The sequence below is a fragment of the Streptomyces peucetius genome, assembly GCF_025854275.1.
In the GTDB taxonomy this organism is placed as follows: Bacteria; Actinomycetota; Actinomycetes; order Streptomycetales; family Streptomycetaceae; genus Streptomyces; species Streptomyces peucetius_A.
The window spans coordinates 739,886-762,911 of the sequence record NZ_CP107567.1; the positions used below are offsets into that span (position 1 = coordinate 739,886).

Sequence of the window (23,026 nt, forward strand, 5' to 3'; positions counted from 1 at the left end):
TCCTGATGCGTACGTGGGTGGCGCACGGACGGGGGCGGGGATTGCAGTGGCGGTCAGGGCCTGACCTCGTACACGGCGTTGACCGGCGTCTCGGTCGCCCTGCGCCAGCGGGTGAAGCCGGCCTCTTCGGCGATGGCGCGGAACGCCTTCTCGCCGGAGTGGTTGCCCAGGGCGTGCGGGCCTCGCTGGGCAACCGCCACCGGCAGGCACATGACGGCGGACAGAGCCATGAACATCCGGGCGGCCGGAGTGCCGGAGTCGACGTCGGCGGGCGACACGTTCGACTCGACGAGCATCCATGTGCCGTCGCCGTCGAGGGACTTGTGGACGTGCTGGGCGGCGGCGACCGGATCGCCCATGTCGTGCAGGCAGTTGAAGAAGGTCACCAGGTCGTACCCGGAGCCCGGGTAGTCGTCGGCCGAAGCGGTCTCGAAGACCACCCGGTCACAGAGGCCGGCGTCCTCCGCCAGCTGGCGGGCGATGGCGATGGCCTCCTCCGAGTAGTCGAAGCCGTAGACGGTCGCCTCGGGGTAGGCCTTCGCGATGAGCAGCGTGGTGTGTCCGACGCCGCAGCCCACGTCGGCGACCCGGCCGCCGGCGGCCAGCTTGCCGGTGACGTCGTGCAGCGCGGGGAGCCAGTCGGGCAGCAGACGGTGCTGGTAGGTGGGCTCGAAGAAGCTGCCCATGCCGGTGTCGAGCGCCGGGTCGTGCTCGGCCCAGCCGACGCCGTCACCGGTGCGGTACGCCTCCACCAAGAGGTCCTCGGTGGCGTACAGCGCCTTCAGCGCGGTGAAGAACCCTGCGGCATGGGTGACGGCCGTGGGGTCGGCGAGCACCCGCGCGTGGGCGGCGGGCAGCGTGTACGTCCCGGCGCTGGGGTGCCGCTCGACGTACTCGGCACTGAGCTGGGAGTGCAGCCATTCCTCGACGTACCGCTCGGCGGTGCCGGTGCGTTCGGCGAGCTGCGCGGTGGTGAGCGGGCCGTGGTCGGCCAGCGCCCGGTACAGGCCGAGCCGCTCGCCGAGGGCCACGGTCAGACCGCGGACCGCGGCGGCCGCGTCACCGATGACGCGCTGGTGGAATTCCGTGGTGGGGCTGTCGGTCATGATGCGTTCTCCTCGCCGGTGGGCAGGTCGCAGGTGAACAGGAAGGACCGGGGCACCCGCGGCACCTCGCGTGCCGGCACCGGATAGGGCCAGCGTCCGAAGTCGGCGCCGTCCTCGCCGGGCTGCTTGACCTCGCGCACGGACCAGCCGCAGTCCTGGAGCAGCTGCTCGGGTTCCTCGGTGCCGAAGAGCCAGGGGTTGCCGTCCTCCTCCAGAGCTCGCAGGAAGGGGCGGGACAGCGGGTTCTGCAGGGCGGACCGGCTGATGACGTCACCGAGGAGGACGGAGCCGGGGGCGCTGTGCGCCGACAGGCCGGTGATGAGGGCGCGGACGGCTTCCTCGGGGAGGAAGAACAGCAGTCCCTCGACGACCCAGAGGGTGGCCTCCTCCGACCGCCAGCCGGCTTCCTTCAGGTGTCCCGTCCAGTCCTGGGTGAGATCGACCGCGACGGTGTGCCGTTCCCGGTCGGCGGGGGCCGGCTCGCCGGCGAGCATGGCGGCCTTCGCGTCGAGCAGCGCGGGCCGGTCCAGTTCGTAGACGGTGACGCCCGCCGGCCAGGTCAGGCGGTAGAAGCGGGTGTCCATGCCGGCGGCGAGGAAGACGACCTGGCGGATTCCCCGGTCCTCGACGGCGCGGCCGATGGCGCGGTCCAGATAGGTGGTGCGAATGGCCAGGAACGGCACGGTGCCTGCGCCCGCGTACCGCTCGAGGAGGTCGAAGCCGACGGTGTCGGCGACGGTACGCGCGTAAGGATCGGCGAACAGCCGGTCCTCGCGCTCGGTCTCCAGGGCACGCGCTGCGGCGGTCCACTGGGCGGTGCGGGATACGGCCTCCACGGAAGGCCCCCCTTCATTGGATGGGAATGAGCGGACGGTCGTGCTCAGCCGGCCCTCACACAGGCGACCGGGTCCTCCGCCGCGGGGGATCGAACGGAGGAGTCGGCGGGGCGCCGCCGGAAGATGCTGTGCAGGATCATGCTGAACACGACCGTCCCGTCCGGGGCCACCAGCTCGCAGCGGGGCTGGACGATGCCGGTGGCGGGGCTCATGAGCGAGGGACGGGAACCGAGGACCTCGAGCCTGGCGGTGAGCACGTCACCGGGGCGTACGGGTCGGTGGAACCGGATCTCGTCGATGCCCGGGGAGCCGGCGCAGGCGCTGTAGGCGAGCAGCCCGTCGACGTACCGCCGCATGAAGAGCGAGGCGGTGTGGAAGCCGCTGGCGATGAGCCCGCCGAACGGCGACTGCTCGGCCAGCTCGGCGTCGATGTGGAACGGCTGCGGATCGAAACGCCTGGCGAACTCCAGCACCTCGTCCTCGGTGACGGTGACCGTGCCCAGCTGGTGAACGTCGCCGGTGCGGAAGTCCTCGAAGTAGCGCATGCCGCGCCCCCCTTGAGCCGGAAGTGTGGTTTCTGATCTGACTCCAATCTACGAATCGACCATTTATTTTGTCAATCCAAATCTACGACCGATTCGCACCTGTCGGTGCGTCAGCCGTCGCCGAGCGCTTGCTCGATGTCCGCCCAGAGGTCGTCGATGTGCTCGATGCCCACCGAGATGCGCACGGTGCCGGCGCCCACGCCCGCCGCGGCCAGCGCACGGCTGTCGAGCTCACGGTGAGAGGTGGAGGCGGGGTGTGCGACGAGGGTCTCCACGCCGCCGAGGGACAGGGCGAGCCGCGCCAGCCGCACCTTCTCGATGAACGCGCGGCCCGCCTCGCGACCGCCGGCCAGCTCGCAGGTGACCATCCCCCCACCGCCCGACAGGACCCTGCGGGCGGCCCGGTACGTCGGGTTGTCCGTGAGCCACGGCCAGTGGACGGCCCGTACGGCGGCGTGCCCGGCAAGCCGCTCCGCGACGACCCCGGCGTTGGAGCAGTGCTGCCGCATCCGCAGCGGGAGGGTCGGCAGCCCGCGCAGCGTCAGCCATGCCGCGAACGGGTCCGGTGTGGCTCCGAGTTCGACGGTGCGTCCCCAGACACGGCGCCGCAGATCCTCGTCCGCGAAGACGGCGACGCCCCCGAGCACGTCGGAGTGGCCGGCCAGATACTTCGTCGTCGAGTGCACGACGATGTCGGCTCCGTACTCGATGGGCCGGCACAGCACCGGCGAGGCGAGGGAGTTGTCCACCAGGACGAGGGCCCCGCGCTGACGGGCGGCCGCCGTCAGTGCCGGCAGGTCCGGCACCCGGCCCGTCGGGTTGGAGATCGTCTCCAGCAGGACCAGGCGCGTCGCCGGCCGCAGCAGGCTTTCCAGCTCGCCCGGGTCGTCACTTGCCGGATGCTCGACCTCGACACCGAACCGCCGGGCCAGATCGGAGAGGACCGAATAGGTCCCCCCGTACAGGCACCGCTGGGCGATGACATGGTCGCCCGGCTCGAGCAGGGCGAGCAGCACCCCGCTGATCGCCCCCATCCCCGAGGCGAACGCGATGGCGGTGGCACCGCCCTCGAGCCCGGCGACCGTGCGCTCCAGCGCGCGGACGGTGGGGTTGCCCCGCCTCGTGTAGACGTACCGGCCGTCCGGGCCCGCCATGGCGTCCGCCAGCGCGTCGGCCGAGTCGAAGCCGAAGGCCGACGACTGCACGATGGGCACGCTGAGCGGCCAGCTCCCTTCACCGAAGGGCTCGTTCACGATGTGCACGGAACGCGTCCGTATGTCCATTCCTCTGCTCTCCAGGTCGGGTCGGATGGTGCTCGCGATACGGAAAGGGACCGCCCGATGTCTGCCTGAGACATCGGGCGGTCCCTCTGTGGACCTCTCCACTCCCCCGGCTGCGTGGCAGCCCATCGGCTATACGCCGACCTGCTCACCGTGCGAGGCCGGTGCGGCCTGGGCCTGCGCGGCGGCTGCGGCGGACTTCTCGCTCCGCATGACCAGCAGGGTGATGACGCCACCGACCGCGGCGATCACGGCCGCGCCGACGAACGCCGACGAGAAGCCGTCGGTGAGGGCGGGCAGGTTGCCCAGCTCACCGGCTCCCTGGGACATGGCGACCGCCGTCAGCGCGGCCAGACCCAGGGCGGAGCCGACGTTGTAGGTGGTGTTGACGATGCCGGACGCGAGACCGGCCTGCTCCTGCGGTGCGCCGGACATCGCGGCCATCATCGCGGGGATGTAGGCGAGCGACATGCCGAGCGCGGCGACGAGCGAGGCGGGCAGGACGTCGACCAGGAACGTACCGGTCGGCTCCACGGCGGACAGCCACAGCAGACCGGCGGCCAGCACGAGCAGGCCGCCTGCGATCAGCGGCTTGGCCCCGAACCTGCCCAGCAGCCTGGCCGTGATCATCGTCATGAAGATCATGAGGAGCACGGTCATGGGCAGGAGGGCGGCGCCGGAGGCGAAGGCTCCGTAGCCGAGGACCTGCTGGAGGTAGAGGTTGAGGAAGTACCACATCGGGATCCACGCGGCGCCGAGCAGGGCCATGCCCAGGTTGGCGGAGCCGAGACGCGGCACGCGCCAGATACCCAGCGGCATCAGCGGCTCGCGCACCGACTTCTGGATCACGAAGAACAGGATCAGCAGGGCGGCGGCGCCAGCCAGCTGCAGCACGGTGCCCGTCGAGCCCCAGCCCACCTCGGGCGCCCGGACGACCGCGAAGACGGTGAGCGCCAGGCCGGCGGTGACGGCCACCGCGCCCAGGACGTCGACGGAACCGCGACGGCTCTCGACGGCGGGCAGCAGCTTGGTGGCGGCGAGGGTCGCCAGACCGATGGGGACGTAGATGATGAACACCCACGGCCAGCTCAGCCACTCGGTGAAGACGCCGCCGAGGAACACACCGGCGGTACCGCCCGCGGGCGCGGCGGCGCCGTAGAGGGCCATCGCCTTGCCGAGCTCCTTCGGGTTGTGCCCGAAGAGCATCATCAGCAGCGTCATCGCGGCCGGCGCGATGAGCGCGCCACCGACACCCTGCACAGCACGGCCGACGACCTCGACCCACGCGGTCTGGGCCGCGGCGGCGACGACGGATCCGGCGATCATGACGACCCAGCCGGCGTTGAAGACCTTGCGTGCGCCGAGCAGGTCGGAGAGCCGTCCACCGAGCAGCAGCAGTCCGCCGAAGGCGATGACGTACGCGTTGAAGACCCACTGGAGCTCGCCCTGCGAGAAGCCGAGGTCCTTCTGCATCTCGGGGAGCGCGACCCCGATGATCGAGGTGTCCATGATCACCATGAACTGGGCGGCTGCGAGCACGGCGAGCGCCCACCACCGCCGGGGATTGACCGTTGACATGACCGTATCTCCCTTGGCTACATACCCCTGGGGGGTACCTGTGAAGCGCAACGTAACATACCCCCAGCGGGTATGCGAGAGCAAGGGTCGTGCACCGGCCTCGGCCACCGGAGCCGCGGCGGCGGCGCTGCGACCGCGGAACAACGGCCGACGGCGCGACGGACCCTCGTCGGCTGCCGACGAAGGCCCGTCGCCGCCATGACGTCGTCGGCGATCCGGGCGGCCACGACCTCCAGCGGTTCCCCGCGGGCCCGGAAGCGGGGCGTGAACGTGCACTCGGGCTTACCGGTTGACACCCGCCGCCGGCGTCGATCACGGCAGCCCTGCCGCACGGGGCGACGCCGGGGCGCGGAAGGCGCGCCGAAGGGTGCCGGAAGGCTTCGAGGAGAAGTAACTCTTACAGGCTTGTCAAAGTTAAGAGGGCCACATATCTTACAACCCTGTAAGCGATCCCGGCGGGACTCGACCCCCGCCCCGACCGAGGGGTGCCATGGAAGCCCTTGAGACACGGACGCCCGAGCAGTTCGTCAGCGACTTCTTCACCTCCTTCACCAATGCGGTCGTACGGGCCGAGGAGGACCCTGCCGCACTGATGAGCAGGTACTACACTCGGGACGTCGTGCAGGTCGCCGACGGCGTTCGGCTCGACTGGGACCGGCTTCTCGCCCATCTCCGCCCGGTCCGGCGTAATCTGACGGAGTATCGGTTCGAGGTGCACGAGGCGCTCGCGGACGGCGACCGCATCGCCGCCCGGTTCACCATCCACGCCGAGATGCGCAAGAGCGGACCGGTCTCGACGCAGGTGCACATGTTCGCCGAATTCACTCCGGACGGCCGGCTCCGGCGAGCGGACCAGGTCACCCGTACGCTCAAGCAGCCCTCCGGCGCGGAACCGGGGAGGCAGTGAGGGCGCGTCCGGCCCACGCGGGGCGTCCGCCGGCCGCCGGCTTCCGTCCAGCGGACGACCCCGCACCCCTCGGCCTCCGCGAAAGCCACAAGCGTTGTAACTAATCCACTTAACAGATTAGTATCCGCACGAGTCTCCGCACGGTCGATCACCCGCCCGGGGTGGCAACGGAGGCGACCGCCACGTCCACCGCTCCGACGGTGCCAGGGAGCGCTGTCCCCCGAGCGATGGCGGCCAAGGGAGAAGGAGCTCGCCTCAGTGGCGTCCCACCGTCGTCCTAAGCAGCCGAACCCGAGCTATACGACCGCGCTCACCGTGACAGCGGCGGCAGCCGTCGCCCTGTCCGCGCAGTCGGCCTCGGCGGACCCCTTGCCCGACCCCACCGCGAAGGGCGTCAAGGCGCAGGTCGACCGGCTGTACGAAGAGGCGACGCAGGCCACCGAGAAGTACAACGGCGCGAAGGAGAAGGCCGACGGGCTGCAGAAGCAGGTCAAGGCTCTGCAGGAGACAGCAGCCCGTAAGCAGGGCGAGCTCAACGAACTGCGCGACCGGCTGGGCACCATGGCGGCCGGGCAGTACCGAAGTGGCGGCCTGGACCCCTCCGTTCAGCTCCTGCTCTCGGAGAACCCCGACACCTACCTCCGCAAGGCCTCGGACATCGACCGGCTGAACGCGAGGCAGGTCACCCTGCTCCAGCAGTTCATGTCCCAGCAGCGTGCGCTGCAGCAGCAGCGCGGCCAGGCAGCGGAGAAACTCAGGGACCTCGAGGCCACCCGCAAGGAACTGGGGAGCAGGAAGCAGGAGATCCAGGGCAAGCTCTCCAAGGCCCGGCAGCTTCTCAACACCATGACGGCCGAGGAGCGGGCCCGGATCGCCGCCGCGGAGGATCGCGCCAACCGGGCCGGCGACCGCGTCGATCTCGGTGATGAGGCCAGTGCCTCGCAGCGCGCGGCCGCCGCCTTCAGCGCCGCCAGGAGCCGGGTCGGCATGCCGTACGTGTGGGGAGCGTCCGGACCGAACTCCTTCGACTGCTCCGGGCTGACGTCGTGGGCGTTCCGCCAGGCCGGAGTCTCCATACCCCGCACCTCACAGGGGCAGGCCAGTGCCGGAACCCGTATCGGCTCCCTCAGCGCGCTCAAGCCCGGCGACCTCATCATCATGCGCAGCGACCTGAGCCATGTCGGCTTCTACGCGGGAAACGGGCAGATCCTGCACGCCCCCAAGCCGGGAGCGCAGGTGCGGTACGAGTCCATCGCCCGCAGCGGAATGCCATTCATGTGGGGCGTGCGCATCAGCTGAGCCCCCTCCCCCGTTCGGCCCGGTCCGCTCACCCGAGGCCCGGTGGGCACACGAGGAGCAGGGGAAGCAGCGGGACGAGTGCCGCCACGGCCGCCGCCGAGCCGCGGAGCACGGGGTGCGGCGCCCTGTGCCGTCCCAGGACCCTGCGCATGCGGATCACAGCGCTGTCGCCCCCGACCGAGAACGTGCCCCGGGGAGCCCGTACGGCCGCCATCTCGTACATCGCCGAGGCGAACACGTCGTGCGACTGGCTTCGGACGGCACGGTCGTCCGCGATCATTTCGAGCAGCAGCGCCGTCTGCTCCTTGGCGTGACGTGCCAGGGGCAGTCGGCCGAACACCGACGCGAAGGCCTGCACAGCCGCCAGGGCGAGATGGTGCCGTCCGGCCACATGGGCCCGCTCGTGCTCCAGGACGGCCTGGAGCTGCTCGGGCGACAGCATGCGAACTGCCGTGTCACTGACGACGATCCTGGGGCGTCTGCCCGGAAGGCAGTACGCGGCGGGCGCACCGTACGTGAGCACCGTCGCCTGCAGATCGTCGGAGTGACAGCCGACCATGTCCAGCGTCTCCCGGTGCCGGGCACGCGCGCGGCGGGCGCGCAGGGCGTGGAACACGAAGCTGCTCGCCAGGGCCAGCATGACTGCCGCCGGCAGCACGACGGCCAACTGCTCCGCCGTACCCGGGTCGGGGCTTCCGGCACCCGCATGGAGGCCGCACGCATGGAGTACGCCGATGAAACCCGCGTGGAGGTGCTCGGTCGGTGTCGCCAGGTTGTAGGCGAGGAGAGCCGCGGCGACCGCGAACGAGAGAGCGAGCGCCTGCCACACCGCTGCCGCCGGAGCCGGCGCCCGATGCGGCCACGTGCTGCGAAGCATCAGCCGGGGCGCCGCGACGCCGACGGCCGCCATGTAGCCGATCAGTGCAGGCGCGGCGTTCACGCCTCGCCCTGCCGTTCCACGGTCCGCAGCGCCTTGCGCAGCGCGTCCACTTCGTCCTCGGACATGTTCTCGACGAAGTGGATCAGGGCGGCCGGGCGGTCCTTGCTGGTCCCGAGGCCGTCCTCCATGAGGGCGGCGGCATACGCCTCGCGGCTGCGGACCGGCGTGTACAGCCAGGCCCTGCCCTGCTTGCTGCGCACCAGCCAACCCTTGCCGTGCAGAATGTTGGTCACGGTCATCACCGTGCTGTACGCGACCGGGCGGTGCCTGTTGATGTCGTCGACGACCTCGCGGACTGTCGCCGGGCGGTTCCACGTCCACAGACGGTCCATGATCTCCGCCTCGAGCTCCCCCAGCCGCCGCATGGCCCGTCTTCCTTCCGCAGCACACCTTGCGGCTCCATACTAGGCGCGCCCCTCCCCGGCTCCGCGGCCGAGTGCGCCCGGCCCGGGGCTCATGAGGGTGTCGTCTCCCGCAGACGACGCCGTCCGTAGCAAATCGTCCCCCGCGGCTTGAAGACCGACAGCGCCACGGCCACCAGCAGCACCACCAGTGCGGCACCCGCGTCGGCGACGAGCTGGACCCGCAGGCCGCCGAGCTCGCCGTCCGACAGGGTCGCCTGCCGGACCGCGTCCGCCATGTGACCGATGGGCTGCATGTGGACCAGCAGCACCACGGTCGCCAGGACGGTTATCAGCAGCTTGATCAGCACCCAGTAGTGGCGCACCAACCCCCACACCGTGCCCAGCGACTGCACAAGACCGGTGACGAGGGAGGCGAGAGAGAGCGGGACGATCACGAGCCACCCGGTCAGTTCCATCGAGAGGTACGCCGCCCGCACCGTCTCGGGATCGCGGCTGTTCAAACCCGCGAGGGCGAGAGCGAGGAAGACGGCGACCGCGCCGATCCAGCCGACGGAGCAGGTCACATGGGCCGTCAGCGCGATCTTGCGCAGGCTCGGGGGCATGGTCGTCACGGCGTGTGTCCCACCATCCCGCCGCCGGTGAAGTGGATCGCGACGAACAGCACCACCACGGCGAGGACGACCCCGCCGAGCACCTTCACCCAACGCGGTGCGCCGCCCCCGTCAGGCGCTTCGTGGGGGAAATCGGGTCGGTCATGGTGCGGCCTCGTCTCTGTCCGTCTCGTGCTCAGCAGCGTCGCTGCTCAAACATTTTACGAGACACACTGTCTACGTCCTGTCCATGTCGTCTCGGTAGGGAGCAGCACGCATACTGGGGCAATGCCCAAGCTGTGGAACGAGACGGTCGAGGAGCACCGCCGCGCGGTACGGGACGCGATCCTGGACACAACGGCGGAACTGGTCGCGGAACACGGCCTCCGAGCGGCGACGATGTCCCGGATCGCCACGGAGACCGGCATCGGCCGGGCGACGCTCTACAAGTACTTCCCCGACGTCGAAGCCGTGCTGCTGGCTTGGCACGAGCGCCAGGTGACCGCCCATGTGAGCCGGCTGGCCGAGGTGCGCGACCGGGCCGGGACGCCGGTGGAGCGACTCGAGGCGGTGATGGAGGCGTACGCACTGATCGCGTACGAACGCCACGGCCACGGCGACGAACTGGCCGCCATGCTTCACCGGGGCGAGCACATCGCCATGGCGCACCAGCACCTCCGCGGCATTGTCCGCGATCTTCTGACGGAAGGCGCACACGCCGGCGAGGTGCGCGACGACGTCGCGGCCGACGAGCTGGCCGGTTACTGCGTGCACGCGCTCGCCGCGGCCGACTCGCTGCGTTCCAGGGCGGCGGTCCGCCGCCTCGTGGCCGTGACCCTGGCGGGGCTGCGCCCCGAGCACTGACCGTCCGGGCTCCGCGGTACGCTGCTTCGCGCCACGGACGGCGAGGTACCCTCCCGGCCCGGCCCCGCCCGACCCGGCCCCGAACTGCGGCCGGAGCGGTAGCGGTTGACCGACGCCGCAGGTCCGAACCCGGCTCTTGTAGAAGTCTACGAAGGGCCTGTCGACGCTTTCATGTCTTTTACGCCTGGCTGGTTCCGCTCGGGTGGCTGTGTACTCCTCTGCAAGCAGCAACGAATCAACGGATGAGCGCCGTGGACTTCCTCGGACCTGTCTCCCCAGGGGCGCCCGCGGACCCCACCCCGTCGCCCCGGGTGCGGTGTTCCGCACCGGCGGAGCGTCCCGGGGAGACCCCACCACCTCGAAATGGAGTGACCGTGACCGCACACATCCAGGAAACGAACGCCCAGGAGCTTCAGCGCGCCTGGACGGGCGAGGCGATCAGGCTGGCCACCGACAGCGTGGCGAACGGCGGCGGCCCGTTCGGCGCACTGGTCGCCAAGGACGGCGAGGTCGTCGCGATCGGGAACAACCAGGTCACCGCCTCCCTGGACCCGACGGCGCACGCAGAGGTGAGCGCGATGCGCGCCGCGTGCAAGCAGCTGGGGACCTTCTCGCTCAAGGGCTGCGTCCTGATCACCTCCTGCGAGCCGTGCCCGATGTGCCTTTCCTCCGCGCTGTGGGCGCGAGTCGACCGGATCGTCTACGCCGCCGACCGGCACGATGCCGCGGTGGCCGGTTTCGACGACCGCAGGTTCTACGACCTGTTCGAGACGAAGCCCGCATCGATGTGGCCGATGCAGGTCGAGCACCTGGACCTGCCGAACCGCACGGCGCCGTTCGACGCGTGGCTGGCCAGATCCGACCGCATCGAATACTGACGACGAGGATCGGCATGGCGCTGCCGCCGAACCCCCGTCGCGGGGTTCGGCGGCAGCGCCCCGACGGCTCAGGCGGCCCGGCCGGTCAGTTCGTAGCCGGCATCGTCGACGACCTTGGCGAACAGCGCGTCGTCGGGCTCGTCGGAGGTGATGACGGCGACCTGACCGGTGCTCAGGTCGACCTCGACGGACAGCACGCCGCCGAGGGCACCGAGCTCCTTCGTGAGAGTGGCCTTGCAGTGTCCGCAGGTCATACCGGAGACGTTGTAGACGGTGGTGCGGCCGTCGACAACGGCCTCTGCAGCCGCGCCGGTGGAGCAGCTTCCGTCGGGGGTGCAGCAGGACATGGTTCCTCCAACTGGGACAGTATACCCCTGGGGGGTACTTCTACAGCTCCTTCATGTATACCCCCACCCCGTACCCTTGGCAAGGGCGTGCCACCCGCCCCGAAGGCATTCGGCGGTCATCGGGCGGGCGCCGCCGCCGCTCCCGCGGCGCGCGCCGGCGCTTCGAGGCGGCCGGTGCGGTGCAGCGCGTACACGGCTGTGGCGCAGGCGAGACCGAGGAGGGCGAGAGCCGTCCACGGCAAGGCGGCCATGCCCGCCGCGCGGGCGGCGTCGAGAGCCACTCCGGTCAACAGGTTCCCCACCGTGATCCCGATTCCGCAGATGGTGTTGTACAGGCCGTAGTGGGTCGCCACGAGGCGTTCGCCGGACAGGCGGACGATGGTGTCCATCTCGAAGGGGTAGGCGATCATCGTTCCGACGGCGAGGAGCAGCGCGGACAGCGCGGGAGGCACCGCCGCGAGCAGCCACAGACCGATGCCGGCGTCCGGCACGGGCACCGCCGTCGCCAGGAGCAAGGGCACGAACGCGATGCCCATGGTCAGCAGCCCCCGGGCGAGCGCCCGGCCCGGTTCCATACGCGCCTTGCACCAGGCCGTCACCCTCGTCTGGCCGACGATCGTGCTGAGCCCGGAGACGGCGAAGAGTGCCGCGACCGCCGTTGTCCCGAACGCCCCGTCTCCACCCAGGCGTTGCACCTCCAGCGGCAGGGCGAGGTAGACCTGGAAGGTCATCACGTACGAGCCGACCATGGCGAGCGAGAACAGCAGGAACGGCCGGTTCGCCACGATGCCCCGCCACTGGGCCAGGACACTCCTGCGCTCCGCCGGTTCGTTCCCGTCCGCCGCGCGTCGCGCGGGCAGGGCGCGGATCTGCACGATGCTCAGTACCGCGAAAACACCGGCCGCAGTCAGGCATGTGACACGGAAGTCGACACCGGTCAGCACCATGCCCACCAGCGGTCCGAGCAGGATGCCTGCCTGGTAGAAGACATTGAAGAGAGCGAACGCCTCGACCCGGCGCTCACCCGCGTCAGCGGCGAGGTAGGCGCGGGAAGCCGGGTTGAACAGCGCCCCCGCGAGCCCGGTCGCCGCCGACGCGGCGATCAGCGCCGGCACACTGCCGACCAGCCCGAGCGTCGCGAATCCGGCGATCCGCAGCCCGAGACCGGCGATGATCATGGGCTTGTAGCCGTAGCGGTCCGCGAGCGTACCGCCGACGAGGAACATCCCCTGCTGGCTGAAGTTCCGCACCCCGAGAATCAGCCCCACGAGCCAGCCGGCCAGACCGAGCGGCCCGGCCAGGTGCGCGGCCAGGTACGGCATCAGCATGTAGAAGCCGAGGTTGATGGTGAACTGGTTCACCATCAACAGCTGAACGCTGCGGGGGTACGTGCGGACCTGCGCGACCGTGCTCCTCACCGGGCCTCCTTCGCGCCGGCCGGCTCGCCGCCGGCGTTCCGGCTCCCGGCAAGGGCCAGCGGGTCGGTCACCGTCGTGCACCGGGTCCAGCCAGTGACCTCCTTCTCGTCGAGGCGTCCGATCAACTCCGGTTCGGCGGCGGGGGCGGTGGCGAGAAGGCCGTGGGCCGCGCAGTAGTCGTCGTCGTACACGGTGCCCAGGTATCGCTGCGGCCCGTCGGGGAAGACGGCCGCGATGCGGGTGTCCGCCGGCGACGAACGCGCCAGCCACCCTGCGACGAGGGCGACGGCGCCGACGCTCCAGCCACCCGTGGCGTAGTGCGACGCGGCCAGCCGGCGGCAGGCCCACACCGCTTCGGGCGGCGCGACCCAGTGCACTTCGGAGAAGTTCTCGTAGGCGACATTGCGCGGGTAGATGCTGGAGCCGAGCCCGCGCATCAAGCGGGGCCGGGCGGGCTGCCCGAAGATCGTCGATCCGATCGTGTCGACCCCTACCAGCTTCAGCTCGGGGTACAGCTGCTGAAGTACGCGCGACACACCGGCCGAATGGCCGCCGGTGCCGACACTGCACACCAGTACGTCGATGTGGCCGAGCTCAGCGGCGAGTTCCAGCGCGAGTGGGGTGTAGGCGGAGATGTTGTCCGGGTTGTTGTACTGGTCCGGGCACCAGGAATCCGGTTCCCGCGCCGTCAGTTGGGCGACCCTGTCCCGGCGGGCCTGCTGCCAGCCGCCGGTCGGATGCGGTTCGGAGACGACGTTGACCTGCGCCCCGTAAGCCGTCAGCAGGCGGGTCATCGACATTTCCAGCCCCGGGTCGGTGACCAGGGTGACCGGATGGCCGTACACCATGCCGGCGAGGGCCAGTCCGAGCCCGAGCGTTCCGCTGGTCGACTCGATGATGCGCGCTCCTGGCAGCAGATCGCCCCGCGCGCGGGCACGCTCGACCATGTGCAGGGCGGGGCGGTCCTTGATGCCGCCGGGGTTGAAGCCTTCCAGTTTCGCCCAGAAGCCGCGGCCGGCGTGGGCGAAAGGTTCGCCCACACGCAGCAACGGAGTGTTGCCGACCAGGCCGGACAGGGCTGCGTGGCCGGGCTTGACCGGCCGGGTCGTATCGGGAGAGTGCATCGCTTGCTCTCGTCTTTCGTTGATGGCGCGTCGGGGTGCGGGCCTGGGCCCGGCGCCGCCCGGATCCTCGGGTGCACTGGGCGGAGACACGGCGCTGCGGCCGAACCGTGGGTCGGCAACGCGACAGGCGCGAACGCGCGGAGACATGGCATCGGACGGGTCCGGCGTCGCCGACGCGGCGGGATCCCCGGCCCGGATGCCCGGCAGCCGTTGCCACGCCGGAGGCGGTGACCGTCCGGCGATCAGACCGGTCAGGACAAGTCGGCAGGCGGGACGGCAGGTTGGGGCAACACCGCAGACACGGTCGCGCCCGCACACGGACGCGCTGGTGCATCGGGCCGGGGGGACCCGTCCTGCCCGCGCCGGAGGGCAAGCCGCCCATCAGCGCGGGGAGGGACCGGATCGGCGCGGAGCCGGCCGGAATTCTAGATCTGCAGGATCGTGGCTCTTATCGTCGCGCTCGGCAGCGGCCTGGCCGACGCGGCGTCACCGAATCCGCAGGCGGCAGGGCGGCTGACGAGAGGCGCTGCTTCGGCAACCAGGGCGGAGGCCATCGGCGCGTCCAGCACCGGAGTCTGCTGCGGCTGGCCGGGCACGCACTCCTGGACCACATGGTCAGGGCCGTGTTCACCGCCGTGGTGCTGCATGGGCGGGACTCCCGGCGCTGCCGTTCGATGAGTCTCGGCAGCTGCGGACAGGGTTGCGGTCGAGTCCAGATGACCGCTGACGCCTTCCATGCTCACGCCGTGCGCGTACAGGAAGGCGAACAGCGTCAAGGCCACCCACACCAGCCGCAGCGGACCCGCCGACGAGCGGGCCCGCGAGACGCGGAAGGGCGAAGCCGTGACCATGCCGTGATCTTAGCCTCTGACGCCGCTCGCAGCCGCATGGACAACCACCGACGTCGGCTGATCAGTTGGCCTGAATCCGGCGCGCCCGGCACAAAAGCACTGGTGGTGCCCGGATGCGGCCTCGCAACCATGACCGGAAGGGCACCCGGACGGGGCCGGAGGCCGGCGCGGTGCGGACCGCGCTGCCATCAGGCCGGGCTCGGGCGGTGCAGCACGGCCCAGCTCCGTCCGCCGTCCTTCGACTCGTAGACCACGTCGGCCGAATCAGCGGCCAGGAGACGATCGGCGGTCACCGCGCTCAGGAGGGTCGGCTCGGCACCCCGGGGAAGGCGGCCGCTCACGGTCCAGGTCCGGCCGTCGGTGCCTCGCAGCACCCGGCCGTCCGGGCCGATCCCGATCAGGACGCCGTCCTCGGGGCTGTCGATCGCCACCAGCGCCGGGGAACCGGGTACGGGGCGGAAGGTGCCTCCGCCGTCCTCGCTGACCTGCAGGCCGTCCGCAGTGGTCGCCCACACCCGCTGCGGCTTGCCGGCATGGGCGGCCAGGTCGCCGACGGGCAACCGTGCTCGGCGGTCCCATGTGCTGCCCCGGTCGCTGCTCACCCATACCTGCGAACTCTGGCTGTCGAACCCGTACAGCACCTCGCCCGCCTTCTGGAGCGAGTGGAAGTCCGCCTCCCCTTCCGCGGACACGGTCGTCCAGGTGCTGCCCGCGTCCGTGCTGCGGATCAGGCCCAGATGCGGCGACGCAGCGGTGCGGTCGGCGGGCGAAGGATGGCCGCTGGCGAGGAAGGTGCGCGGCCCGGTGACGGTGAAGCCCATCGTGTCCTGGAAGCGGTCCGCGACGCGCACGGCCTTCGAGCCGGCCAGGCGGAAGACTCCCAGATGCCCGGCGGCGTAGACGGTTCCGTCGGCCGGATCGACCCCGAGCCCGTGGAGATGCCCGGTGCCCGGGTCCGGCGCGGCGGCGGGGCGCTCCTCGTCCGCGGAACCGCAGGCCGCGAGAAGCAGCGCACAGACGGTCATGAGGGCGGCGACCGCCGGCCGTCGGCGGGCGGGCGGCCCGGAGGGACGCCTGTTCAGCGTGATCATGTACGTGGTCCCGATCCTCTGAGAATGGTCGCCCGAGGGTCGTGGGACCCCCGGACCAGGAACGGCGGGGGCGGCAGGAGCCGCCCCCGCCGCGGGAAGCTCCGGCACTCAGTCCTTGCCGAGCAGTTCGTTCATGCGGGTGATCTCGGCGCTCTGCGAGGTGATGATGTCGCCGGCCATGTCCTTGGCCGGCTGGTAGGAGCCGTCGGCCTGTTCGGTCCTGGCCATGTCGACGGCGCCTTCGTGGTGCTTGACCATCATGTCGAGGAACGCCGTGTCGAAGGCCTTGCCCGAGGCCTTCTCGAGCTCGGTCATTTCCTCGGCCGTCATCATCCCGGACATCGAGTGACCGGCGTGGCCGCCGCCCCCGCCCTCCTTCGGGACGTCCTCGCCCCAGGAGGTGAGCCATCCGGACAGGGTCTTGATCTCCGGGTCCTGGGCCTTCTTGATCTCGGCGGCGAGCTTCTTGACGTCCGCGGACCCCGCGCGCGTCTCCGCCAGGTCCGCCATCTCGACCGCCTGGCGGTGGTGGGGGATCATCCCCTGCGCGAAGGTCACGTCGGCGGCGTTGTGTCCGCCCTGCTTCGCCGGGGCCGACGCGGAGGCGCCGGCGGACGCGGACGCGGACGCGTTGTGGCCGTTGTGGCCGGACCCGGTGTCGGCTCCCCCGCCGCAGGCGGCGAGTACGACGGCGGCTGTTGCCGCGGCCGCCACGGCGGCGGCACGGCGGATCGTGGAACGGTGTGCGGTCATGGTGGTACTGCTCCTGTCACATACAAGGGAGATCGGGCATGGCGCACGGCGGCACCGGCTTTCGGAGCCGGGGCGCACCGGGGCTGCCCTATATGCGAAGGAGCTGCAGTTCACTCAACGACGGCGGCGCCCGGCCGTCCGGGGTCCCCGCGAGGACCGCTCTCGGCGTGCCCGTCGCGGGGGGCGCGAGGACGCCCGACGGGGCAGGGGCCGGCAAGGCGGGCGGGGCACCCGTACCGCTCGCCGCGCAGATCTCGTCGGCGTGCTCGGCGTGCCCGCCGCCCTCACGGCCGTGGTCGTCGGCGTGCTCGGCGTGCCCGCCGCCCTCACGGCCGTGGTCGTCGACGTGCGAGCAGTCGCACTCAGCCGACGTGTCGGCATGCGCCGGGATCTCGGCAGTCACCGCCGCCCGATGGGGCGCGACGGACGCCGTGCCGGTCGAGGCCGAGAAGGTCACGGGTCCCAGCCCGTGCATCGCCACCACGCCGGCGAGGACCGCCAGAACCAGCAACACGTGGACCCGCAGCCCATGGGGCTCGGTCCCGTGACGCGGCTGCCGGCTCATGCGGGCATCCTAAACGGCCCCTCACCGTCGCACGCACCGGCGGCCGCGCGAGGGCGGCGTGGCCGGGGGCGGGCCGGCACTTTCCCCGCCTCGTTCCGGTCCGGGCCGGTGCCTGCCGTATCCGCTCGGCAATGTCGCGGGCCGGAAAGCTGCCGCACACTGCACAAGAAGGCGCAGCCCGGCCGATGGCAGCATTCCGCGCATGAACGATGCCCGGGAAGTGATCTGCCGTCCCCTCCAGAACCGCGCCCTGTGGTTCCTCGTCGGACTCGGGGCGGCGGGGGCGGGTGTGGCGACGGTGCGCATGGCGTACTGGGGCGCGTTCGTGGACGTGTGGGTGTTCGTGGGCCTGACGGCCGCGGTGGTGGGCGTGGCGTGCCTCCACGGGGCCACCGCACGGGTGAGCGCCGATGCCCGCGGGCTCCACAACCGGACACTGCTGCGCCGCTGGAGCATGCCGTGGCACAACATCGCCGACCTTCGCGTGTACATGCAGTACGGGCGCAATCAGGAGATCCGTCGCGTCAGCGTGGTACTGCGCGACGGACGCAAGCGGCGGCTGTCCCTGCCGATGAGCGGGTCCGTCGACGACCGACCGGACTTCGACGCGAAGCTGGACGCGCTCCGCGCACTGCACCGCCGGCACGGAGCCCCGGAGTCGAGCCACCTCCCCGTCATCTCGTACCGCACCGCCGGGCGCGGCTCGGCCGTGTCGCTGGGCCTGTGCGTGCTGCTGCTCGCCGGCGCGGGCCTGGCGGCGTTGTTCGTGCCGATCGCCGAATCGGAGAAGCAGGCGTGGCGGTCGGCGACCCCGTGCACCGCCCGGACGCCCGCCGCGGAGCGCGGCGAGTGCCTGACCACCGTGCCGGCGGTGATCGAGCGGATCGAGGTGGGAAGCGGAAAGCAGCGCAGCTGGGTGTACTTCGCCGACGACGAGCCCCTGGACCGGCTCTCCGTCTCGCGGGAGGGAGCCCGGGGGTTCCAGCCCGGCGACAGCGTCGAACTGACCGTCTGGCGCCGCGAGGTGAGGGAGATCACCGGAGAGCACCACGTGTGGCGCGAGCACTTCCCCGGCGCCGGCGACATCGCGGTCGTCGCCGCGGCGTGCGCCCTCGCCGCGGGCTATCCCGGCGCCAAGGTGCTGCTGCGCCGCCGCGGGCGCCGGCTGCCCGACGACGAGGTCCTCCCGTCGGCTCTTCCGTTCGCGGGCGCGCTCGTCGGCACGGCGCTGTGGCTGCTGCCGCTCAGCTTCCTCCACCCCATGACCGTGCTCGACTCCCCGGTGACCGTCGCATGGGCGGCCACGGGCTCGCTGGCCACGCTGGGCCTCTTCGCCTGGGCCTGGCGCGCCACCCGCATCCGTACGCCCGAAACCGCCGCGGCGACCGGAGCGACGCGCGAGTCCCCCGGGGAGGATGTGTTCCTGGCCGCCCGCTTCCTCGAGTCCACCGACTACAACCCGAACGGCTTCGGCACCCACATCGTCCTCGGAGGCGGCCCGCCCGCGGTGACACCCCACTCCGGCCCGGGCCGGTTCGCGGCGAAACCGATCCCGGTGGAGCGGCTCGCCGTCAAGGACGTGCGACGTGTCCGGGGCAGCGACGGCGACGCCGTTCCCCGGGGCTGGCACATCGCCGAACTCGACGACGCGGGTACGCCGGTCCGCCTCGCGGCCGCCCCCGCCGACCTGACCCGCATCACGCGCGAGCTGGACCGTTCGGCGACGCCCGAGCCGTGACCGGCCCGCGTGGCGGTCGAGGTGGCGACGGAGCCCGGCCGTTCCCGTTTCCTCGTGACGGCGGGCCGGCCGCGTCGCCGCGACAGGCACGGTGACGCTGTCGCGGCCATGATCGAACGGACGCGGCAGCAGCGTCGTATCGAGCGTGTGGAGGACTCGCGTGGACACGGACGGACAGCGGAACGAGGAGCGGCTGCACTGCCTGGTCACCGGAGCGTCCGGGTACATCGGCGGGCGCCTGGTACCGGAGCTGCTGGAGGCCGGGCACCGGGTCCGTTGCCTGGTGCGTTCCCCGGGCAAGCTGCGTGACCATCCCTGGGCGGCGGCCGCCGAGGCGGTGCGCGGCGACGTGACGGATGCCGGGTCGGTCGCCGCGGCCATGCGCGGCATCGACGTCGCGTTCTACCTGGTGCACGCTCTCGGTTCCGGCTCCGGGTTCGAGGACACCGACCGCCGCGCGGCCCGGACCTTCGCCGAGCAGGCGCACGCCGCCGGGGTACGCCGGATCGTCTATCTCGGCGGACTCACCCCGCGCGGCGTGCCCGAGGACTCGCTCTCGCCCCACCTGCGCTCCCGTGCCGAGGTCGGGCGCATCTTCCTCGACGGCCCCGTGCCCGCCACCGTGCTCCGGGCGGCGGTCGTCATCGGCTCCGGGTCGGCGTCCTTCGAGATGCTGCGGTATCTCACCGAGCGGCTGCCCGTCATGGTCACGCCCAGCTGGGTGCACACCCGCACGCAGCCGGTCGGGGTGGGCGACGTGCTGCGCTACCTCGTCGGCTCGGCCACCATGCCGGACGACGTCGACCGTGCCTTCGACATCGGCGGCCCGGACGTCCTGACCTACCGGGACATGATGCGCCGTTACGCCGTCGTCGCCGGACTGCGGCGGCGGATCATCGTACCGGTGCCGGTTCTCACCCCGGGGTTGTCCAGCCACTGGGTCGGTCTCGTCACTCCCGTGCCCGCCTCCATCGCCCGGCCGCTGACCGAGTCCTTGCGTCATGAGGTCGTCTGTCACGAGCACGACATCGCCCGGTACGTGCCCGACCCGCAGGGCCGGCCGCTGCCGTTCGACGAGGCGCTGGCCCTGGCGCTGCGCAGGGTGCGGGAGGCGCAGGTCGCCACGCGCTGGTCGTCCGCCGCCGTACCGGGGGCGCCGAGTGATCCGCTGCCCACCGACCCGGTCTGGGCCGGCGGCAGCCTCTACCAGGACGAGCGACAACTGCCGGTCGACGCGTCCGGGGAGGCGCTGTGGAAGGTGGTCGAGGGCATCGGCGGCGACAACGGCTGGTACTCCTTCCCGCCGGCCTGGGCGGTCCGCGGCTGGCTGGACCGGTTCGTCGGCGGTGTCGGTCTGCGCCGTGGACGCCGTGACGCCGAGCGCCTGCGGGTCGGCGATTCACTGGACTTCTGGCGGGTCGAGGAGATCGAGCCCGTTCACCTGCTGCGGCTGCGGGCGGAGATGCGGCTGCCGGGCCTGGCGTGGCTGGAGATGTACGTCGAGACGGACGCGGAGGGCCGCACCCGTTACCGGCAGCGCGCCCTGTTCCACCCACGCGGTCTGCTGGGACACGCCTACTGGTGGGCCGTCTCCCCGTTCCACGCCGTCGTCTTCGGCGGCATGGCCCGCAACATCGCCCAGGCCGCCAAGGGCATGAGCGCACGCGGGAGGGCGTCGCACGCCGGCAGCGTCCGGCACAGGCTCCGCGAACGAAGGCTCCGGCGGTAGCGGGCTCCGTTCCGCATCATGGAATCAGTCAATTCACGCCACTTTGCTGCCTTGTTCCGACAACACCAGAGCGGGGTCCGACATGACGGTGATCTGATGACATCCGGTCGTCATGGAGGGACATCAGGTGCGGATCGGCTCGGGGCTCCAGCGCGCGCAGTCGTTTCTCGTGCTGGCGACGCTGCTGTACCGAACCAGCCACCTCGTGGTCGGTCTCACCGGTGTGGTGCGCAGCGCGCACGGCCGTCCGGCGAGCTGGCTGCTCATGTCGGCGGCCGTCGGGTGCAGCGTGCTCGCCTTCGCCCCCGCGCGGTCGGGAGGCTGGTTCCGCCGGCCGGCCGTCGTGGCCGACGTGCTGGTCGTGGGGTGCGCGCTGCCGTTCGCCTCGTACTTCTGGGCGGGCGCGCAGGACACTCCGGCCATCGGCTGGGCGATGCTGCTGGGCGGATCGTCCAGTGCACTGGCCGCTGTCGGGCTGGGCCGGTGGCCCGCGGCGGGCGCGATCACGCTGATCGCCGGAACCCACGTCATCGGCTACCGCATGACCGGCGCAGGGGCGGCCGTCGTCGTCGGGCACACCAACTCCGTGCTGTCCTCCGCGGCAATCGCCTGGGTGCTGTGGTGGTACGTGCGCCGGCAGGGAAACCTGCTCGACGCGGCGACCGAGCAGGCGATGGCGTCCGAGGCGGAACGGGTGCGGTACGCAGAGCGGATGGCCCACCACCGGGTCCTGCACGACACGGTGCTCGCCACACTGACCACCATCGCCCGTGGTGGTGTCGACGCCAACTCGGAGCGCGTCCGGGCGCGTTGTTCACGGGAGGCGGCGTACCTGCGCCGGCTGATCCAGCGCAGCGACGACGAGGAGGGGCCCGTGCCGGGCCTCGGCGCCGCACTGGAGGGCGCCGTGCGGGCCGCGGAGGACCTGGAGCTCAAGGTGACGGCCCAGTACCACGAGCTGCCCGTGCTGCCGCGCGAAGTCGTCGCGGCACTGGCCGACGCGGTCGGCGAAGCGCTCAACAACGTGCAGCGGCATGCCGGGACGGGGCATGCGTTCCTCACCGCCGCCGGGCACGGCGACGGTGTCGCGGTGAGGATCGTCGACCAGGGGGCCGGCTTCGCCCCGGGGGACGGGGACACGGCCGGTCACCTGGGGCTGGCGCAGTCGGTGCACGCCCGGATGCGGGAGGCCGGCGGCCGGGCGGAGGTGGACAGCGCGCCCGGCGAGGGCACCGTCGTGGAGCTGCGATGGCCGCGGTGATCAGGATCGCCGTCGTGGACGACGACCGGATGCTGCTGGGCAGCCTGCGGTTCTGGCTGGCGACGGCACCCGGGATGGAACTGGTGGCGGCAGTGTCCAGTGTCGACGAACTGATGGCGCCCGGCCACGCTGCGAACGGCGAGGAGCCGTCCGCCGACGTCGTGCTGCTCGACCTGCTGCTCAAGGACGGCTCGGACCCGGCAGCCAACATCCGCCGCCTCCGTGCGGCGGGCTGCCGGGTGCTGATCATCAGCACGGTGGCGGACCGGGCCCGGATCGTCTCGGCGGTCGCGGCGGGCGCGGACGGCTATCTGACCAAGGACCAGGACCTGGACGCCCTCGCGGAAGCGGTGACGGTGGTGGCGAGCGGCGGAACGGCGCACTCGGCGGAACTCGCGTTCGCCTGGGCGCACGACTCCAGCCCCGGCCGGCCCCCGCTGTCCCCCAAGGAGCGCGAGGTCCTGCTCGACTACGCCTCCGGTCTCACCCTCAAGAGCACGGCACGGCGGGCGGGCATCAGTCCGCACACGGCCAAGTACTACCTTGACCGGGTCAAGTACAAGTATCAGCAGGCAGGGCGGCCCGCGTACACGAAGATCGACCTCGCCGCCCGGGTGCGTGAGGACGGCCTCGGCGACGGCGGCGCCTGAGCACACCGCCGCCGGCCGCGCGCCGCCGGGCCGCAGTCCGGGGGCCGCCGGGTCCGGGCACCGCCTCGCCGCCGGCTCCGCCGGGCGCACGCCCGCCACGCCGAGCGGGCCAGCCGCGTCCGGGGCCGCAGGCTCCAGGTGCGCCGCGGCGTACCGCCGGGCGGCGGCCTTCGGGTGCGCGGCCGCGTCCGCCACAGGTCATCGCCGCTTCAGGACGCAGAAGAAGCGTTGTCCCGGCCCGGACTGCTCCTTAGGTTCGGGGCGTCCATCGGTGCCGGTGGTTCGCGGACCGGTCCGCGAACCACCGGCAT

23 protein-coding genes are annotated in these 23,026 nt (G+C 71.6%); 8 read left to right on the plus strand and 15 right to left on the minus strand.

Annotated elements, in window-relative coordinates:
- Nucleotides 1-53: 53 nt before the first annotated feature.
- From OGH68_RS03435 to OGH68_RS03455, 5 genes are all read right to left on the minus strand, one after another.
- Nucleotides 54-1,106 carry a class I SAM-dependent methyltransferase gene (locus OGH68_RS03435; protein WP_264241819.1) on the minus strand — a complete coding sequence of 351 codons (1,053 nt, stop codon included), beginning with the start codon at nt 1,104-1,106 and terminating at the stop codon, nt 54-56.
- Nucleotides 1,103-1,942, minus strand: a complete 840-nt coding sequence (locus OGH68_RS03440) for a class I SAM-dependent methyltransferase (RefSeq protein WP_264241820.1) — start codon at nt 1,940-1,942, stop codon at nt 1,103-1,105. The genes OGH68_RS03435 and OGH68_RS03440 overlap by 4 nt, the downstream gene beginning before the upstream one ends.
- Before the next feature lie 44 nt (nt 1,943-1,986).
- Complete coding sequence (locus OGH68_RS03445; protein ID WP_264241821.1) at nt 1,987-2,487, minus strand: MaoC family dehydratase; 501 nt, start codon at nt 2,485-2,487, stop codon at nt 1,987-1,989.
- Nucleotides 2,488-2,597: 110 nt separating this feature from the next.
- On the minus strand, nt 2,598-3,770 hold the full coding sequence (locus tag OGH68_RS03450; protein WP_264241822.1) for a trans-sulfuration enzyme family protein: 1,173 nt from the start codon (nt 3,768-3,770) through the stop codon (nt 2,598-2,600).
- Between the two features lie 129 nt (nt 3,771-3,899).
- Nucleotides 3,900-5,345, minus strand: coding sequence for an MFS transporter (locus tag OGH68_RS03455; RefSeq protein WP_264241823.1), 1,446 nt, complete (start codon nt 5,343-5,345; stop codon nt 3,900-3,902).
- 490 nt (nt 5,346-5,835) lie between these two features.
- On the opposite strand from OGH68_RS03455, the gene OGH68_RS03460 reads away from it, so the two are divergent.
- A complete protein-coding gene (locus OGH68_RS03460; RefSeq protein ID WP_264241824.1) occupies nt 5,836-6,252 on the plus strand; it encodes a nuclear transport factor 2 family protein in 417 nt (138 codons plus the stop codon).
- A gap of 258 nt (nt 6,253-6,510) precedes the next feature.
- A complete protein-coding gene (locus OGH68_RS03465) occupies nt 6,511-7,551 on the plus strand; it encodes an NlpC/P60 family protein (protein WP_264241825.1) in 1,041 nt (346 codons plus the stop codon).
- Nucleotides 7,552-7,579: 28 nt separating this feature from the next.
- On the opposite strand, the gene OGH68_RS03470 is transcribed toward OGH68_RS03465, so the two are convergent.
- The 3 genes from OGH68_RS03470 to OGH68_RS03480 form a co-directional block, all read right to left on the minus strand.
- Nucleotides 7,580-8,491: a M56 family metallopeptidase gene (locus tag OGH68_RS03470; RefSeq protein WP_264241826.1), complete on the minus strand. Its 912-nt coding sequence runs from the start codon at nt 8,489-8,491 to the stop codon at nt 7,580-7,582.
- Entirely contained in the window at nt 8,488-8,856 is a 369-nt protein-coding gene (locus OGH68_RS03475; protein WP_264241827.1) for a BlaI/MecI/CopY family transcriptional regulator, read from the minus strand. The genes OGH68_RS03470 and OGH68_RS03475 overlap by 4 nt, the downstream gene beginning before the upstream one ends.
- Before the next feature lie 89 nt (nt 8,857-8,945).
- Nucleotides 8,946-9,458, minus strand: coding sequence for a hypothetical protein (locus tag OGH68_RS03480; RefSeq protein WP_264249887.1), 513 nt, complete (start codon nt 9,456-9,458; stop codon nt 8,946-8,948).
- A gap of 276 nt (nt 9,459-9,734) precedes the next feature.
- Between OGH68_RS03480 and OGH68_RS03485 the strand changes: the two genes are divergently transcribed.
- Nucleotides 9,735-10,310 (plus strand): TetR/AcrR family transcriptional regulator, encoded by a 576-nt coding sequence (locus OGH68_RS03485; protein ID WP_264241828.1) that lies wholly within the window; start codon nt 9,735-9,737, stop codon nt 10,308-10,310.
- Nucleotides 10,311-10,678: 368 nt separating this feature from the next.
- Entirely contained in the window at nt 10,679-11,188 is a 510-nt protein-coding gene (locus tag OGH68_RS03490) for a nucleoside deaminase (protein WP_264241829.1), read from the plus strand.
- Nucleotides 11,189-11,256: 68 nt separating this feature from the next.
- Here OGH68_RS03490 and OGH68_RS03495 read toward each other — a convergent pair whose 3' ends face one another.
- From OGH68_RS03495 to OGH68_RS03525, 7 genes are all read right to left on the minus strand, one after another.
- Nucleotides 11,257-11,535: a heavy-metal-associated domain-containing protein gene (locus OGH68_RS03495; RefSeq protein WP_264241830.1), complete on the minus strand. Its 279-nt coding sequence runs from the start codon at nt 11,533-11,535 to the stop codon at nt 11,257-11,259.
- 116 nt (nt 11,536-11,651) lie between these two features.
- Nucleotides 11,652-12,953, minus strand: coding sequence for an MFS transporter (locus tag OGH68_RS03500; protein ID WP_264241831.1), 1,302 nt, complete (start codon nt 12,951-12,953; stop codon nt 11,652-11,654).
- A complete protein-coding gene (locus OGH68_RS03505) occupies nt 12,950-14,077 on the minus strand; it encodes a PLP-dependent cysteine synthase family protein (protein ID WP_264241832.1) in 1,128 nt (375 codons plus the stop codon). Before OGH68_RS03505 ends, OGH68_RS03500 begins: the two co-directional genes overlap by 4 nt.
- A 425-nt stretch (nt 14,078-14,502) precedes the next feature.
- Complete coding sequence (locus OGH68_RS03510; protein ID WP_264241833.1) at nt 14,503-14,928, minus strand: hypothetical protein; 426 nt, start codon at nt 14,926-14,928, stop codon at nt 14,503-14,505.
- 188 nt (nt 14,929-15,116) lie between these two features.
- Entirely contained in the window at nt 15,117-16,019 is a 903-nt protein-coding gene (locus OGH68_RS03515) for a F510_1955 family glycosylhydrolase (RefSeq protein WP_264241834.1), read from the minus strand.
- Nucleotides 16,020-16,127: 108 nt separating this feature from the next.
- Complete coding sequence (locus OGH68_RS03520) at nt 16,128-16,772, minus strand: DUF305 domain-containing protein (protein WP_264241835.1); 645 nt, start codon at nt 16,770-16,772, stop codon at nt 16,128-16,130.
- An 88-nt stretch (nt 16,773-16,860) separates the two neighbouring features.
- Complete coding sequence (locus tag OGH68_RS03525) at nt 16,861-17,337, minus strand: DUF6153 family protein (RefSeq protein WP_264241836.1); 477 nt, start codon at nt 17,335-17,337, stop codon at nt 16,861-16,863.
- 202 nt (nt 17,338-17,539) lie between these two features.
- Here OGH68_RS03525 and OGH68_RS03530 point away from each other — a divergent pair, with 202 nt between their 5' ends.
- From OGH68_RS03530 to OGH68_RS03545, 4 genes are all read left to right on the plus strand, one after another.
- Nucleotides 17,540-19,075 carry a PH domain-containing protein gene (locus OGH68_RS03530; RefSeq protein WP_264241837.1) on the plus strand — a complete coding sequence of 512 codons (1,536 nt, stop codon included), beginning with the start codon at nt 17,540-17,542 and terminating at the stop codon, nt 19,073-19,075.
- A 160-nt stretch (nt 19,076-19,235) separates the two neighbouring features.
- A complete protein-coding gene (locus tag OGH68_RS03535) occupies nt 19,236-20,804 on the plus strand; it encodes an SDR family oxidoreductase (protein ID WP_264241838.1) in 1,569 nt (522 codons plus the stop codon).
- A gap of 112 nt (nt 20,805-20,916) precedes the next feature.
- Nucleotides 20,917-22,065, plus strand: a complete 1,149-nt coding sequence (locus tag OGH68_RS03540) for a sensor histidine kinase (RefSeq protein ID WP_264241839.1) — start codon at nt 20,917-20,919, stop codon at nt 22,063-22,065.
- Entirely contained in the window at nt 22,053-22,715 is a 663-nt protein-coding gene (locus OGH68_RS03545) for a DNA-binding response regulator (protein WP_264241840.1), read from the plus strand. The genes OGH68_RS03540 and OGH68_RS03545 overlap by 13 nt, the downstream gene beginning before the upstream one ends.
- The last annotated feature ends 311 nt before the right edge of the window (nt 22,716-23,026 follow it).

Bases quoted from the DNA above. Each gene is read 5' to 3' on its own strand.
- OGH68_RS03505 (WP_264241832.1), bottom strand. From the start codon at position 14,077: ATGCACTCTCCCGATACGACCCGGCCGGTCAAGCCCGGCCACGCAGCC.
- OGH68_RS03435 (WP_264241819.1), bottom strand. From the start codon at position 1,106: ATGACCGACAGCCCCACCACGGAATTCCACCAGCGCGTCATCGGTGAC.
- OGH68_RS03450 (WP_264241822.1), bottom strand. From the start codon at position 3,770: ATGGACATACGGACGCGTTCCGTGCACATCGTGAACGAGCCCTTCGGT.
- OGH68_RS03540 (WP_264241839.1), top strand. From the start codon at position 20,917: ATGGAGGGACATCAGGTGCGGATCGGCTCGGGGCTCCAGCGCGCGCAG.
- OGH68_RS03530 (WP_264241837.1), top strand. From the start codon at position 17,540: ATGAACGATGCCCGGGAAGTGATCTGCCGTCCCCTCCAGAACCGCGCC.
- OGH68_RS03495 (WP_264241830.1), bottom strand. From the start codon at position 11,535: ATGTCCTGCTGCACCCCCGACGGAAGCTGCTCCACCGGCGCGGCTGCA.
- OGH68_RS03455 (WP_264241823.1), bottom strand. From the start codon at position 5,345: ATGTCAACGGTCAATCCCCGGCGGTGGTGGGCGCTCGCCGTGCTCGCA.
- OGH68_RS03545 (WP_264241840.1), top strand. From the start codon at position 22,053: ATGGCCGCGGTGATCAGGATCGCCGTCGTGGACGACGACCGGATGCTG.
- OGH68_RS03515 (WP_264241834.1), bottom strand. From the start codon at position 16,019: ATGATCACGCTGAACAGGCGTCCCTCCGGGCCGCCCGCCCGCCGACGG.
- OGH68_RS03510 (WP_264241833.1), bottom strand. From the start codon at position 14,928: ATGGTCACGGCTTCGCCCTTCCGCGTCTCGCGGGCCCGCTCGTCGGCG.
- OGH68_RS03485 (WP_264241828.1), top strand. From the start codon at position 9,735: ATGCCCAAGCTGTGGAACGAGACGGTCGAGGAGCACCGCCGCGCGGTA.
- OGH68_RS03480 (WP_264249887.1), bottom strand. From the start codon at position 9,458: ATGCCCCCGAGCCTGCGCAAGATCGCGCTGACGGCCCATGTGACCTGC.
- OGH68_RS03525 (WP_264241836.1), bottom strand. From the start codon at position 17,337: ATGAGCCGGCAGCCGCGTCACGGGACCGAGCCCCATGGGCTGCGGGTC.
- OGH68_RS03445 (WP_264241821.1), bottom strand. From the start codon at position 2,487: ATGCGCTACTTCGAGGACTTCCGCACCGGCGACGTTCACCAGCTGGGC.
- OGH68_RS03520 (WP_264241835.1), bottom strand. From the start codon at position 16,772: ATGACCGCACACCGTTCCACGATCCGCCGTGCCGCCGCCGTGGCGGCC.
- OGH68_RS03475 (WP_264241827.1), bottom strand. From the start codon at position 8,856: ATGCGGCGGCTGGGGGAGCTCGAGGCGGAGATCATGGACCGTCTGTGG.
- OGH68_RS03460 (WP_264241824.1), top strand. From the start codon at position 5,836: ATGGAAGCCCTTGAGACACGGACGCCCGAGCAGTTCGTCAGCGACTTC.